Genomic DNA, 14,665 nt, shown 5'->3' with positions numbered 1-14,665 from the left:
TCAGCTCGCTCTGTGACGGCCCATCAGGGACTATCAGGGACGAAAGCGGATTAGACGGAAATACAAAACCCTTGGAAACTCAATGTTTCCAAGGGTTTATTCGTGCCCCCCGTGGGATTCGAACCCACAACCCACGACTTAAAAGGACGCTGCTCTAACCGTTGAGCTAGAGGGGCAACGTTTCTAAGATACACGCGAATGCCGGACAATGCATAATCGGCGTTGCGCATGTAGACACCGACCCATCCGGCTCCTAGAGTGGGGCAACATGTCATGCACCACTATTCTCATTGGCAAGAATGCAAGTTACGATGGCTCGACCATCATTGCCCGCGACGATGATTCCGGCTCAGGCCGTTACGATCCCAAGCGTCTGGTGGCTGTAGCTCCCGAAGATCAGCCACGTCACTATGTGAGTGTGTTAAGCCATGTGGCAATTGATTTGCCGGACAATCCCTGCCGCTACACCATCGCGCCGAACGTATTACATAATCGCGGCGTTCTGGCGGAAGCCGGCGCAAACGAACATAATGTGGCGATGAGCGCCACCGAAACCATTGCGGTCAACGAACGGGTGCTCGCCGCCGATCCGATGGTTGAGCTTCGAGCTGCTGTTGGCAAGCCGGGAGATGCCGATTACCAGCCTGAGCAGCCGGGCGGCATCGGTGAGGAAGATGTCATCACCTTGGTGTTGCCGTATGTGACGACTGCACGCGAAGGTGTCAAGCGACTGGGTGAATTGTTGGAAGCCTACGGTACTTACGAGTCCAATGGTGTGATTATTTCCGATGTGAACGAAATCTGGTATGTGGAAACCATTGGTGGACACCATTGGATTGCCCGCCGCGTGCCGGATGATTGCTATGCCACGATTCCGAACCAGTTGGGTATTGACGATTTCAATCTGGCCGATGCATTCGGTCGTCAGCGCGAGTACATGTGCAGTGCCGACCTGCGTGAATTCATTGCCGAGCATTATCTTGACCGCACAATGGGCGCACCGACTGCAGCAGGCGGTCGACATGCTCACGGTACCGGTTCACGTACCGGTTCCCATGCCCGCCGTGCTGCTGAATCCAGCTCGGTTACCGATTCGGCGGCAGCCGATCGCGCTGCCCGCGTCAAGGCGCGTGCGGAAGCGCTGCCGAACCGATTCAACCCGCGCAAGGTATTTGGTGCGAGCACGCCGAAGGATCATATTTATAACACGCCTCGCGCATGGTATATGCAGCGGTATTTGAATCCGAGCGAGGATTGGGATTCGCCTGCCGCGCAGTACACTCCGGAATCAGACGATATTCCGTGGTGCCGCGTGCCGGAAAACAAGGTGAGTCTGGAAGACGTGGATTTCCTGCTTTCCAGCCACTTTGAGGGAACGCCGTATGATCCGTACGGCACCAAGGGCACGCCGGAATCGCGCCACCGTTATCGCCCGATTGGCGTGAATCGCACTGGTCATATGGTGGCGATTCAGCTGCGCCCGTATGCTGCAACCGCCAATCGTGCGGTGATGTGGGTGTCGTTCGGCTCTGGTCCGTTCACCACGATTGCCCCGTTCTATGCGAACGTGCATGATACGCCGGCTTATCTGCGGGACACCACGCCGGAAGTATCCACCGACAATCTGTACTGGACGAACCGCCTGATTGCCGTGGTGGCTGATGCGCATTGGTTTGAAACGCATAATGCCATCGAAGGGTATGCGGAAGGCGTGCGCGCCTTCGGGCATCGATTGGTGGACCAGACTGATATTGCGCTGGAAGATGCACAAGCCAATGGCGATGCCGAGGCTTCAGACAGTGCTGCACAGTCCGTGCAGGCTGCGCTGGAGACTGCCAATCAGCAGATGGCTGATTATCTGCGCGAGCACACCACCAAGCTGCTCAACAATGTGGTCTACACCGCCAGCAATCTCATGCACAATAGCTTCGCCATGTCCGACCGTTGGACGGACTAATGGCGTACTGATCTGTGCTTAGTTGAAGCCGACAACCTTCTCGGCGATGGTGTAGCCGTTGCGAACCATCCAACGGCCCACCGAACCGGGAAGGTTAATCGCGCGAGACATCAGCTTGCTGCGCACATCATGCCCAATGGTGGGAGAATATGCGTCAATTGCCTCCCAGAGTTCCTTCTTCTTGGCGTAATTGGCTTTATCGCGAGAAAGAATCAGGAACACAGAAGTCACTGAAGACTCAATGGCTAGGAAGTGAATCATATAGCGATACAGCCCCTCGGGCACAGTGCCGCGCTCCGGCGTGGCCTCGGTCATCAGACGATTCACCAGACGCAACTGATCGACGCGGCGAATCATCACATCGGTCTGCACGCTCTGGCCTTCGCGGCCAATGAAATAGTGGTAGAACGGCACATCCAAATACTGAATGCGCTTCACCCACGGGAACGGCTGATAGGAGTAATAGAAGTCCACGTAGAACGTGTGCTCCGGCAGCTTCAGACCGGAATCGCGCACCACCTGCGTGCGGAAGGTGAGCGCATGCATGATGATGTACTGCGCAAGACCGAAATGCCCCAAATCATCCCAGCCGAGCACGCGGCCGGACGGAATCACGCGGCGGAAGTTCACCGTATGCTTGTAACGCTTGGCCACTTTGTCATAGACATAGTTGGTGACCAGCATGTCGATGGGCTCGGTCGTTTCGCGCTGTGCTCGCAGCGTGGCCATCACGGTGTTGATGGCCTGCGGGTCCACCCAATCATCCGCATCCACCACTTTGACGTACATGCCGGCGGCCGCGGCAATGCCGGTGTTTACGGCTCCACCGTGGCCCTTGTTCTCCTGATGGATGGCTCGAACAATGCCAGGATGGCGCTGTTCCAGCTTCTGCGCGTACGCCAGCGTGCCGTCTTTCGAACCATCATCCACAATCAGCACCTCAATGTCTTCCGGGTTCGAGGCGGAAAGCACTGAGCTGACACAACGGTCAAGATAGGACTCCATATTGTATGCGGGAATCACGAAAGTGAGCGTCTTTGCTGTTGTTGCCGCGTTGGCCATACCCGTTACGTCCTCACAAAGTTGGTGTTCGTTTTGCTGTTCAAACCGTAGCACCTAGTCGGCGCTATTGACAGACATGTTGCGTAAGCTGTTACTCTGCACTCACGTTCTGCAGCTCGGCAGTATTGTTGCCGTCGCCGTTGTAATCATCGCTATCAGCGGCTAAATCTGCGCTTAGACGAGTGCTGCGCTGAGCTTCGCGTTCCGCCTCTCGCTGGGCGCGCGCTCCCTCAAACCTCAGCTGTGGCTTGGAATCAAGCCGGCTCAGGCCATGCCATGCCAAATCCACGATATAAGCGGCGAGCTGCTCCTTGCTGACCTTTGGACGGTCTGCCCAATATTGACCGGTGAATACGGTCATGCCCACAAGCATTTGCGCATAATAGGGCACACCCTTGGTCGAAAGTTTCTGACGCTTGAATGCTTCGGAAAGAATATCTTCCACACGCATCGAAATATCGCCCAGCAGTGAACTGAATGAACCGGAAGGGTCGGTGCTCGGCGAATCGCGCACCAATACTTGGAATCCTTCAGCGTTTTCTTCAATATAGGTCAGCAATGCCAAGGCGGTACGTTCCACGATTTGGCGCGGATGCATCGTCGGCGCATCCAGTGCGGCGGCCAGCGTGTTAATCAACGCACGCATCTCACGGTCCACAATCACCGCATACAGGCCTTCTTTGCCGCCGAAATGCTCATACACAATCGGCTTGGAAACCTTGGCGTGCGCGGCAATCTCCTCCATGCTCACCGCTTCGAACCCTTTGGCGGCAAACAGGGAGCGTCCGACTGCGATCAGCTGTTCTCGCCGCTGCAGCGACGTCATACGTGAGGAATGTGCCATGCCGACCACCATAGTCGGTGGGTAAGTCGGGTGGTAGGCAGTAGCCGCTGCCGGCCGCTGATTTGCGGGATGGCCCACATTAGACTGGCAAGTATGGAAATGAATACTGTTCTCGCCGTTGTTGGCGTCATTGTTGTGGCGGTGGTGCTCATCGCCTTGAGCATTTGGCTCTCCAAATCCCGCAAGCGTGATCTTGACCGGGCGCTGGGCAAATCCGCTCCTGATAATCAGCGCACGCGCGATGCTAAGGCTGCGGCTGATGCGCGACTGGCTGCTGAAGCCGCGAAATCTACTGAATCAGCTGAATCTAAGGAATCATCGGTAGTTGCTGAATCAGCAGCTGAATCTGCACCATCGCAGTCGGCACCCTCTAACGAACCGGAAGCCCCGGAGTCAGTGGGCTCCCGACTGACCAGGCTGAAGGCCAAGCTCTCCAAATCCGGAAACCCATTCGGCAAGGCGCTGTTCAATATTCTGGCCAAAGACAATCTTTCCGAGGCTGACTGGGAAGATGTGGAAGATACGCTTTTGCTCGCCGATGTAGGTGCCGAGGCTTCCGCTCAACTGGTTGATGATTTGAGGACTGACGCTCGCATCACCGGTACCGCCGATCCGACTGAAGTTCGTGCCACGCTGAAAGACAAACTCCTCGATTTGGTCGGCCGTGATACCGACCGCCGCCTGAACGCCGAAAAGCCGGGCGCGGACAAGCCATCCGTGATCATCATGGTTGGCGTGAACGGTACAGGTAAGACCACGACTGCCGGCAAGCTCGCCCGACTGTTCGTAGCTGAGGGCAAATCCGTGGTAATGGGTGCTGCCGATACCTTCCGCGCCGCGGCCGCAGATCAGTTGGAGACATGGGGCGCTCGCGTCAATGTGCCGGTTGTTCGCTCGGATAAGGACGGAGCCGATCCGGCATCGGTCGCATTCGAGGCTGCGGGCAAGGCCAAGGAACTCAATGCCGACGTGCTGATTATCGATACCGCAGGCCGACTGCAAAACAAGTCGAACCTGATGGATGAGCTGGGCAAGATTCGCCGCGTTACTGAAAAACAGCTGCCGGTGAGTGAAGTGCTGCTGGTGCTCGACGCCACCACCGGCCAGAACGGCATGGCTCAGGCCAAGGTGTTCGCCGAAGCCATCGGCATCACCGGCGTGGTGCTCTCCAAGCTGGATGGCTCCGCCAAGGGCGGCATCGTCATCAGCGTGCAGAAGGAGCTCGGTGTGCCGGTTAAGCTCGTAGGACTTGGCGAAGGTCCGGATGATTTGGCTCCGTTCGACCCGGAAGGTTTCGTCGACGGCATCCTCGCCTAAAAGTTGCACTCGCGTATCAGTTGACTGTCGGTTTTCCAACATTGACTGTCGGTTTTCCGACTTCGGCTGTAGGGAATCCAACACTGACTGTCGGTTTTTCAACACTGACTGTAGGGTTTCCGACGAAAAACGTTGGATTCCCTACAGTCAGTGTTCAAAAACCTACAGTCAACGATAGCGAAGGTCGATGCGAAGCGTCCACGTTATGAACGCGTGAAACGCCGCAAACCATGTAAACAAGGCCTCGAATTATGTTCGAAACATAGTTCGAGGCCTCTTCATATCCCTTGGAATCAAGCCGAAACCAGACCCTAATCTGTGCTGATATCACGGTTTAACGCTTAACAATCGCGTAACTTGATGTAACGAATTGAAAACGCAGCCGGCTTTTACTGACGAACTGTTAGCCCCCACAAGGGGGACGGCATTTATTGGAACTAGACGCCGAGGCTTTGAGTTTTTCCGAACCCTCGACGCCATGAACGAAAGAGAGAGGGAGGTAGACATGGGAGCGCTTGATTCCGGAAATACCGCGTGGATCCTCACATCCGCATCCTTGGTTTTCCTCATGACGCCTGGTGTGGCGTTCTTCTACGGCGGTATGGTTCGTGCCAAGGCCGTTCTGAACATGCTGATGCTTGAGGCGGCTGCACTGTCAGTCACCATGATTATCTGGACCCTGTGGGGTTGGTCCATCGCCTACGCCGGTAACGACATCGGTGGCATCTTCGGCGATCCGGCCAGCGGATTCCTGCTGAAGGATTCGATGGTGGCCAAGGATGGTGTGTTCACCACTACCGGTCTGAACGGCAACAACTACCCGGTTTCCGTTGACGTTGCCTTCCAGGTGGCCTTCGCCATGATTACCGTTGGCCTGATCTGCGGCGCTATCGCAGAGCGTGTCAAGTACAGCACCTGGATGATCTTCGTTGCCCTGTGGATCACCTTCGATTACGCTCCTATGGCCCACATGGTCTGGAACGGTGGTCTGCTCTCCGCAGACGGTGCTATCTCCAAGGCCATCGGCGCTGCCGCCCACGATTTCGCAGGTGGTACGGTCGTCCACATCAACGCTGCAGTCGCCGCCCTGATCATCGTGCTGATCATCGGCAAGCGTAAGGGCTTCGGCACTCAGCCATTCCGCCCGCACAACGTTCCGTTCGTGATGCTCGGCGCCTTCCTGCTGTGGTTCGGCTGGTTCGGCTTCAACGCAGGTTCCGCCTTCGCTGCCAACGGCACCGCTGGCTACGCTTGGGTTTCCACCTCCGCCGCAACCGCTGCTGCAATGCTCTCTTGGGGCTTCACTGAAAAGATTCGTTCCGGCCACTACACCGCTATGGGTGCTGCCTCCGGTATGGTTGCTGGCCTGGTCGGCATCACCCCGGCCGCTGACGTGGTCTCCCCGCTGTGGGCCATCGTGCTCGGCGCTATCGTCGGCATCCTGACCTGCCTCGCCTGCGGTCTGAAGTTCAAGTTCGGTTACGATGACTCCCTCGATGTTGTTGGCGTCCACGGCGTTGGTGGTTTCACCGGCACCCTGCTCATCGGCTTCTTCGGCGAGGGTACCGGCCTGCTGGCTGGCGGCGACTGGAAGCAGCTCGTTGTTCAGCTGGTCATCGCTCTGGTTGCCATCCTGTACTCCGCAGTGATCACCGCCATCATCGCCTTCGCTCTCGAGAAGACCATCGGTTGGCGCGTCACCGAAGCTCAGGAAGTCGGCGGCATCGATCTTGCCGATCAGGGCGAACGTGCTTACGATTTCGCTGGTACTGCCAGCTCCGTTCTCAAGGAGGTGAAGTGAGATGAAGCTAATCACCGCTATCATCCAGCCCCATAAGCTCGACGACGTCAAGGAGGCTCTCGCAGCCGCTGGCGTGCACGGTCTGACCGTGTCCGAGGCTAACGGCTATGGCCGTCAGCGTGGCCACACCGAGGTCTACCGCGGCGCTGAATACACCGTTGACCTGATTCCGAAGATTCGCATCGAGGTTCTGGCTGATGACGCCGATGCCGAGACGCTGGTCGGTGTGATTGTCAAGTCTGCCGGCTCCGGCACTATCGGTGACGGCAAGGTGTGGGTTGCCCCGCTTGATTCCGTGACCCGCGTGCGTACCGGTGAGACCGGTTCCGCCGCGATCTGATAAAGCGTCCGATTCCTTCCCTACAAGGTTCGGGCTACTCAAATAAGACAGGTCCCCGCACGTTGCGTTTGTCGCCGTGCGGGGACTTTTTTACATTTTTACATGACGAAAGATCTGGGGCAATGGCATCGGCAGTAGATGGTTTGAAGCAGCGGTTCATGGAGATGAGTCAGCCGGATGCGGATGGTGTATACCGCAATGGTGCAGCCAAACGTAAGGCCCGCACCGAACTGGCCATGCAGAGCCTGACGAAATTATGGAGCGAAGCTTGCGAATCGGTTTCATTCACCGTGCCGGATTCCGGCATTGGCTTTGCGGCAGTGGGCTCCCTCGCTCGAGGCAGATTGGCCCGAGCTCCGATTTGGATCTGGTGATTATCTACGAGCCGCATGCTGTCAACGATCAGCAGCTCAACGAGCTCGCCAACAAACTGTGGTATCCGCTATGGGATAGCGGCCTTGACCTTGATCATTCCATTCGCACTCGCTCTCAGTGCGAAGAAGTCACGGACCATGATCTTCCCGCTGCAATGGGCTGGCTTGACGTGAAGCCCATTGCCGGTGACACTGAACTGATTCGCGCCACGGCTACATCCATTCTTGAACGCTGGCGCAAGGCTGCGCGCAAACGTTTGCCGGAACTGCTTGACTCCGCCAAATCCAGACTGGATGAATTCGCGCGACTGCAGTATGTGAACCAGCCTGATATTAAGGAAGCGCGCGGAGGCTTACGCGATTCGGTGTTGATTTCCGCGCTTGCCACGTCCTGGCTTGCTGACCGCCCGCACGGCAGCTACGACGAAGCTGTGGAACGTCTGCTTGATGTGCGCGACTGCATTCATTTGGTAGCCGGCAAAGACACGAATCTGCTGCTCACCCCATATCAAGCCAAGGTTGCAGCCATGCTGGGCTTGGCTGACCCGACATGGCCTGAAGCTGAGCGTGCTGCCTACTCCATCGATGACTTGCAGACCATGCTCGCCCGTCTTGGCCGCCGCATCTCCTTTGCCTTGGATTCCACCGCTTCCCGTGCCGAGCATTCGCTGACCCATGAGAAGCCTCGCTTTGCGTTCTTCCAAATGTTCTCGCAGCGTGCCGGTGGCAAGCGTGAGGCTCCGCAGTTCGACATCGTGTCTCCCGGCATCGCCAAGCATGAAGGCGAGCTTGTGTTGGCGCCGGGCGTGGATCCTGCTCAAGATGCCAAGTTGGCGTTGCGTATGGCCGTGGCTTCCGGCGAATTCGGTTTGCCGATTAATCCGTCCACGCTGACGAACCTGAAACATTGCCCGATTCGAGACAATCAGTGGGATGATGAGTCTCGCGAACTGTTCGTGCGATTGCTTGCTTGCGGGCCGGAACTGATGAATGTGTGGGAAAGCATTGATTTCGTGGATATTCCCGGCCGGTGGATGCCGGAATGGTTGGGTATCCGCAACCGTCCATCTGCCTCGGCGGCTCACCGCTACACCATTGATAGGCATATGGTGGAAGTGACTTCACGCATCAGCCGGGAGACTCCATCCGGAGCTCGCTATGACGATGAACATTATCAGGCGCTATTGCTTGCAGCCATTACGCATGACATTGGTAAGCGCGCATTCGTGCGCGATCATGCTGCCGAAGGCGCTCGCCATGTGCCGGTGATTCTAAAGCGTATGGGATACCCGCAGCAGATGATCGACTGGGCAACCGTACTGGTACGTGAACATTTGACACTCTCGGAATATGCAACAGGCAAGGATCCTAATGATCCGGCTGTTACCGCTGACTTGGCTGATCGACTGCATCATGACAAGCTGCTGCTGGACATGCTATATGACCTCACCCGTGCGGACGGTTCGTCTCTTGGCGCTACCGCAGGTGAATCAATCACCAAGAAGTACGGCTGGTCAAAATGGCGAGAACAAATCGTGCACACCATGTACGCCGCCGTTCGCGCTGCCATGTAGTCCGCGGTTATCTGGCTCCCCTCTCTGAGAGGAGCTGTAGGCGAAGCTGACTGAGGGGCGCGGGCGTACGTACTATCCCATCCAATCATCTCCACGGATGCGCAGCCCGTTGAACAAGCCGCGCCCGCCCATCAAAATCACATTGAACGCTGCCCACAGCAATATGGTGCGCGCGATATCACTAACTACCTGAGATTCGGCATACCCCGCAAGTGGTGTAAGGAGCGCGATATACACCAGAGCGGTCAACGTGCAGGTGACTGCCAGATAGCGGTAATCGCGTGCGCCAATCAGAATGCCGTCAATGGCCATCATCCAGCCTTGCAGTGGGAAGAATATGCCCATAGTCACCATGCCCACTGCAACAAGCAGTTGAATATGCGGCGTGGGGGAGAAGAAGTGCCCTGCGAATACCCCAATGATGGCGAATCCGAAACCTATTGTGGTGCCGGTGAGCGCGCCCATGCGGCCGGTTGCCTTGGTGAGTGTCCGGGCCTTTGGTCGATTGCCGGCTCCCAATGCTGTGGCCGCCAGTGCTTGGCCGGCAATGCCAACGGAGTCGAGCATATTCATCGCAAAATTCCATGTGGAATTCACCGCTTGAAATCCGGCAAGAACCGATGTGCCCATGCGCGCTGCACTGGCCACTGTAACCACCATCGCGGTGCGAATGGCCAATGTGCGGATAAACAACGGAATGCCATCGCCGCCAGCCGCGGCAATGCCAGCCCAACGCGGCCGCAGGCTTGCGCCATCAGCGCGCGCCCACAAAATCGCGGGAATAACGAGGAATATGCCCATATACCATTGGGCAATCAACGTTGCTGCACCGGAGCCGGTAATGCCCCAGCCGAGCATGATAACGAATATGACCTCAAGTACCGTATTAAGCACAGCGCCGCTAATCGCGGCAATTAGTGTTATGCGTACTTTTTGCAAACCTCGGAAGATGCCGTTCGCCGCATATACCAGCAGCATGCCGGGAGCGCCCAGCACGATGGCGCGAGTGTACATCGTGGCTTGATGCAGTACTTCACCTTGTCCGCCTAACGCGCGGCATAATGGTTCGGCGGTGGCGAAGAGCGCAATGCCGAGTATCAAGCCGATTCCCAACGCTAGCCAAAGTCCGTCAATGCCTGCTTGCAGGCCTTCGCGCCGTTTGCCGGCGCCCAGCAGATGAGCCACTTGTGCGGTTGTGGAATACGCCAGGAAAATACACAGTCCAACAGCCGTCAAAATGATGGTGGAACCGATGGATAGGCCGGCCAGCGCCGCGTCTCCAATATGCCCCACAATCGCCGTATCGATAAGAATGAAGGTGGGTTCGGCGATGAGCTGGCCGAAGGTAGGCAATGCAAGGGCAAGAATCTGCCGGCTTGTGGCATGCTTGTCCGCTTGCATATCATGCTTAACTACGTTGTGCAACTCGCCTCCTTCGCCTAGAAAGGTTATCCCCAGACTATCCACCAAGTTATCCCCCGTATGTGGATAACCCCGTGGATTATCCACCAAGTTATCCCCAAAATGTGGATAACTATTTTTTCTATCCACATTCGCGCCTTCTGCGTGTCGCCTAGCTCACTTTTAGGTGAACGTAGCGTGAATGATGCAGGGTTATGCAGGCACCCAGTTTTGTCTGTGTGCATAACCATACGATGCATTTTCGGTCGCGGTAAATATTTTCCCTCCGAAAAATCGCCTTCTATACTGGGGAGCTATGGCAGAAGGAAGTGACAACGCATATCAGGGCTACACGGGTGGTTCGTCTACGGGCGGCGGCCGTGCGTCAGGTGGTGCACAGGGCAGCGCCGCCGCCGATCCTATTTTCGATCGTGTGCCTCCGCATGACGATGATGCGGAAATGGCAGTGCTCGGCGGCATGCTGATGAGCAAGGATGCCATCGGTGAGGTTTCGCAAACCATTGATGTCACTGATTTCTATCAGCCCAAGCATCAGACGATTTATACCGCCATCATCGACCTGTTCTCCGCCAGTCAGCCGGTGGACGTGGTATTGGTGGCTAATCAGCTGCTTGCGGACGGCAATCTTGAAAAAGTAGGCGGGGCTGATTATCTGCATAGCTTGGTGGCTTCGGTGCCAACGGCCGCAAACGCTATGTATTATGCCGAAATCGTGCATCAGCGTGCGATTTTGCGCAATGTGATTGCCGCTGGCACCAAAATCGCCCAGCTTGGTTATTCGGCCGAAGGCTCACAGGCTGAAGATGTAGTGAATCTGGCCCAATCCGAAATCTATGAGATGTCGATGGGCAAGGTGCGTCAGGACTACACGGCGATTGGCCCGGTGGTGCATGATGCTCTTGACCAGCTGGACAAGCTGCAACAAGGCTTGGTGAACAAGGGCGTACCTACGGGCTTCCGCGATATTGATGACGTGACACAGGGCTTGCAGCCCGGCCAGATGGTAGTTGTCGCAGGCCGACCTGCAATGGGCAAGTCCACGCTTGGCATTGATTTCGCGCGTGCCGCCGCACTGCATCACAATATGACTTCCGTGGTGTTCAGTCTTGAGATGAGCAAGGTGGAGCTTGCCCAGCGCATCATCTCCGCCGAAACCAATATCCCTATGGCGGCGCTTCGCCGTGCGGACGACATTACGCCGGAACGTTGGAACACGTTGAACCAGTTCTGGACCAAGATGCAGAACGCACCGCTATTCATCGACGACAGCCCGAACATGAGCTTGATGGAAATCCGCGCAAAATGCCGTCGCTTGAAGCAGACCAATGATCTGAAGCTCGTGGTCATCGATTACCTTCAGCTGATGACCTCCGGCAAGGCCGTGGAATCCCGCCAGCAAGAGGTGTCTGAGTTCTCCCGTGCGCTGAAGCTGTTGGCCAAAGAGCTTGAGGTGCCTGTGGTGGCGCTCTCCCAGCTGAACCGTGGCCCGGAAATGCGCAATGACAAGAAACCGCAGCTTTCCGATTTGCGTGAATCCGGTTCTATCGAACAGGATGCTGACGTGGTGTTCCTTGTGCATCGACCGGATTTCTACGATAAAGAGGACCGCCCGGGTGAGGCCGACATTATTATGGCCAAGCATCGTAATGGTCCTACCGAAACGTTCCATCTTGCATTCCTTGGTGCCACATCCAAATTCAAGGATATGCCGCAGGATTACAACGCCAATCAGGGGGTGTGATGATGTTTGCTACGCCAGCCATCGGAAAACTGGTTCGTGCCGCGTCCCGTATTACCAAGCACGGCGGCTCGGCATTCCCCGGCAAGATCGTGGAATCCATCGATCCGGGGTTCCTGACGCGCACGCTTGCTCAACTGCCATACGGCGTGGTGCTGGTCTCCGGCACGAACGGCAAAACCACCACTACACGCATGGTGGCCTCTATGCTGTCTGACTTGGGATTGAAGGTATTCACCAACCCCACAGGTTCGAACTTCGTGCGCGGTGTAGTGTCCGCATTGCTCAACGAGGTCAATCTGGCCGGCAAGCTGGACGCAGACATTGCCGTGCTTGAGCTTGACGAAGCCTATGCCGTGCATTTCGTCAAACAGGTCAAACCACGTTATGCGCTGCTGCTCAACGTGATGCGCGATCAGCTTGATCGTTTCGGAGAGATTGACACTACAGCCAAACTGCTGAGTCATGTGGCCGCAGCCACTACCGGAACCGTAGTGTTGAACCGAGAGGATCCGCGTATCGCCGCACTCGCAGCCAAAGTGCCGGCCGGCACGCAAGTCAAATACTTCGGTTTGGCCGATGATTTGCGCCACTACTTCCCCTCGGATGATGACATGGCTACTACTGTGTCAGTGGAATCTGGCGCGAAGACGGCACAGCCGCAACCTCTCTCAATCGACTCCGTCGGCAGTTCGCCTAGGGGAGCGGTACCGGAATTGCCAGCGGACGTAACGCTGACCGCAGTAGGCGACCATGAAGCCACATTCAGCATGGATGGGCAGTCATATTCCACCGCTGTGAAACTTGAAGGCGTCTACAACCTGTATAACGCCGCCGCCGCGCTCGCCGTAGTGCGTGCTGTGATGACCGATGCGGCGGCACAATCCAAGGCGGCCTCCAATGCCAACGCGTGCGCTGTGAGCGCGGATGAACTGATTGCCGCCGTTTCCCGCGTCACCCCGGCATTCGGCCGTGGTGAAGTCATCAATGTGAATGGTTCGCCAGTGGAACTGCTGCTGGTCAAGAATCCGATGGGCTTTCGTCTTTCGCTAGCCAGTTTCAATCCAGCCGGCGCGGACACGATGATCATCATCAATGATCAATACGCCGATGGCCGCGACATGAGCTGGCTTTGGGATGTGGACTTCACCTCGCTGAAGGAAAGCGGTGTCAGCATGGTATCCGGCGTGCGCGCATGGGATATGGCTCTGCGCCTCGGATACGACCAAGTGCCGGTCAAACAGGTGGATACTGATCTGGAGCGGGCAGTCACCGCATTCGTTAACACCAATCCCGACACCCGTAAACATATGTATTGCACGTACACCGCCATGCTCAAAGCGCGCGCGGTGCTCGGCGGAATCACCGAGGTCAGCGACGCAGGAGTGGGCCGATGAACACAACAATCGACATCATGTCCCTTTACCCGAAAGACATGAACATTTACGGAGACTCGGGGAACGTGCTGACTATTCGTCGCCGGCTTGAACTGTACGGGTATGAGCCGGTGGTTCACCAGTACAATCAAGGCGATGAATGGCCGGAACATGTGGACCTGATTCTGGGTGGTGGAGGCCAAGACACCGGTCAGAAGAAAATCATTAATGATTTCTACATGCGTGCCGATTTACTGCGTAAGCTTGCCGCGGATGGCGTGCCAATGCTGATGATTTGCGGCCTCTACCAGCTGTTCGGTGAATACTTTGAAACCGTGGATGGTACACGATTGGACGGCATCGGAGTTATCGGCGCCTACACCGTGGGCCAGGATGTGCGCATGATCGGCAACCTCGTGGAACACTCCGAACAATTCGGCGATGTGATCGGCTACGAGAACCATTCAGGCCAAACCTTCTTGCGTGATGGTGTGCAGCCGCTCGGCACAGTAGATGCTGAAGGGCGGGGCAATAACGGTAAGGATCATACTGAAGGCGCTCGCGTCAACAATGTGATCGGCACATATATGCACGGTTCGTTGCTGCCAAAGAATCCAGCCATTTCCGATTTCCTCATTACCACCGCTGTTTCGCGCCGCTATGGCTCGTTTGAGAAAACGCATCAGACAGCTGAGCAAGCCGCAGAACTCGCTCGACTCGATGAGGTAGCCGCCAACGCGCGCAAGGCTGCAGCAGCGCGTCCAAGATAGGCAAGGAACTCGTTGACTCCCCTTGCTGGGGGGAGCTGTCGCCGTAGGTGACTGAGGGGAGTCTGCCAAAGAAGTTCCCTGCCAATGCTT

Annotated in this window: 10 protein-coding genes, 1 tRNA gene and 1 pseudogene; 8 read left to right on the top strand and 4 right to left on the bottom strand. The window is 56.5% G+C overall.

What is annotated here, in order from left to right; all coding sequences use genetic code 11:
• Positions 1–103: 103 nt before the first annotated feature.
• Positions 104–176 (bottom strand) — tRNA-Lys (locus tag BISA_RS05510).
• Positions 177–268: 92 nt separating this feature from the next.
• On the opposite strand from BISA_RS05510, the gene BISA_RS05505 reads away from it, so the two are divergent.
• Positions 269–1,957: a C69 family dipeptidase gene (locus tag BISA_RS05505; protein WP_033890681.1), complete on the top strand. Its 1,689-nt coding sequence runs from the start codon at positions 269–271 to the stop codon at positions 1,955–1,957.
• 18 nt (positions 1,958–1,975) lie between these two features.
• Here BISA_RS05505 and BISA_RS05500 read toward each other — a convergent pair whose 3' ends face one another.
• Both BISA_RS05500 and BISA_RS05495 read right to left on the bottom strand, forming a co-directional pair.
• Positions 1,976–3,019, bottom strand: a complete 1,044-nt coding sequence (locus BISA_RS05500) for a glycosyltransferase family 2 protein (RefSeq protein WP_033890680.1) — start codon at positions 3,017–3,019, stop codon at positions 1,976–1,978.
• A gap of 91 nt (positions 3,020–3,110) precedes the next feature.
• Positions 3,111–3,845 carry a TetR/AcrR family transcriptional regulator gene (locus BISA_RS05495; RefSeq protein ID WP_152597161.1) on the bottom strand — a complete coding sequence of 245 codons (735 nt, stop codon included), beginning with the start codon at positions 3,843–3,845 and terminating at the stop codon, positions 3,111–3,113.
• A gap of 111 nt (positions 3,846–3,956) precedes the next feature.
• On the opposite strand from BISA_RS05495, the gene ftsY reads away from it, so the two are divergent.
• From ftsY to BISA_RS11935, 4 genes and pseudogenes are all read left to right on the top strand, one after another.
• Entirely contained in the window at positions 3,957–5,180 is a 1,224-nt protein-coding gene (gene ftsY / locus BISA_RS05490; RefSeq protein ID WP_033890679.1) for a signal recognition particle-docking protein FtsY, read from the top strand.
• A gap of 505 nt (positions 5,181–5,685) precedes the next feature.
• Complete coding sequence (locus BISA_RS05485) at positions 5,686–6,981, top strand: ammonium transporter (RefSeq protein ID WP_033890678.1); 1,296 nt, start codon at positions 5,686–5,688, stop codon at positions 6,979–6,981.
• 1 nt (position 6,982) lies between these two features.
• Entirely contained in the window at positions 6,983–7,321 is a 339-nt protein-coding gene (locus BISA_RS05480; protein WP_003828096.1) for a P-II family nitrogen regulator, read from the top strand.
• Positions 7,322–7,443: 122 nt separating this feature from the next.
• Positions 7,444–9,269, top strand: a pseudogene (locus BISA_RS11935) ([protein-PII] uridylyltransferase family protein).
• A 72-nt stretch (positions 9,270–9,341) separates the two neighbouring features.
• Here BISA_RS11935 and BISA_RS05470 read toward each other — a convergent pair.
• Positions 9,342–10,670 carry an MATE family efflux transporter gene (locus tag BISA_RS05470; RefSeq protein ID WP_051917352.1) on the bottom strand — a complete coding sequence of 443 codons (1,329 nt, stop codon included), beginning with the start codon at positions 10,668–10,670 and terminating at the stop codon, positions 9,342–9,344.
• 316 nt (positions 10,671–10,986) lie between these two features.
• On the opposite strand from BISA_RS05470, the gene dnaB reads away from it, so the two are divergent.
• The 3 genes from dnaB to BISA_RS05455 are packed head-to-tail and all read left to right on the top strand — an operon-like array spanning position 10,987 to position 14,575.
• Positions 10,987–12,432 (top strand): replicative DNA helicase, encoded by a 1,446-nt coding sequence (gene dnaB, locus BISA_RS05465; RefSeq protein WP_033890676.1) that lies wholly within the window; start codon positions 10,987–10,989, stop codon positions 12,430–12,432.
• Positions 12,432–13,826 (top strand): Mur ligase family protein, encoded by a 1,395-nt coding sequence (locus BISA_RS05460; RefSeq protein ID WP_420308625.1) that lies wholly within the window; start codon positions 12,432–12,434, stop codon positions 13,824–13,826. Before dnaB ends, BISA_RS05460 begins: the two co-directional genes overlap by 1 nt.
• The gene (locus tag BISA_RS05455) at positions 13,823–14,575 is read left to right on the top strand and encodes a type 1 glutamine amidotransferase (protein WP_033890675.1); all 753 of its coding nucleotides are present in this window, start codon (positions 13,823–13,825) and stop codon (positions 14,573–14,575) included. The genes BISA_RS05460 and BISA_RS05455 overlap by 4 nt, the downstream gene beginning before the upstream one ends.
• Positions 14,576–14,665 lie beyond the last annotated feature (90 nt).

The sequence above is a fragment of the Bifidobacterium saguini DSM 23967 genome (genome assembly GCF_000741715.1).
In the GTDB taxonomy this organism is placed as follows: domain Bacteria; phylum Actinomycetota; class Actinomycetes; order Actinomycetales; family Bifidobacteriaceae; genus Bifidobacterium; species Bifidobacterium saguini.
Note: the sequence above shows the minus strand (reverse complement) of the source record. Positions and strands in the feature narration are given on the sequence as shown.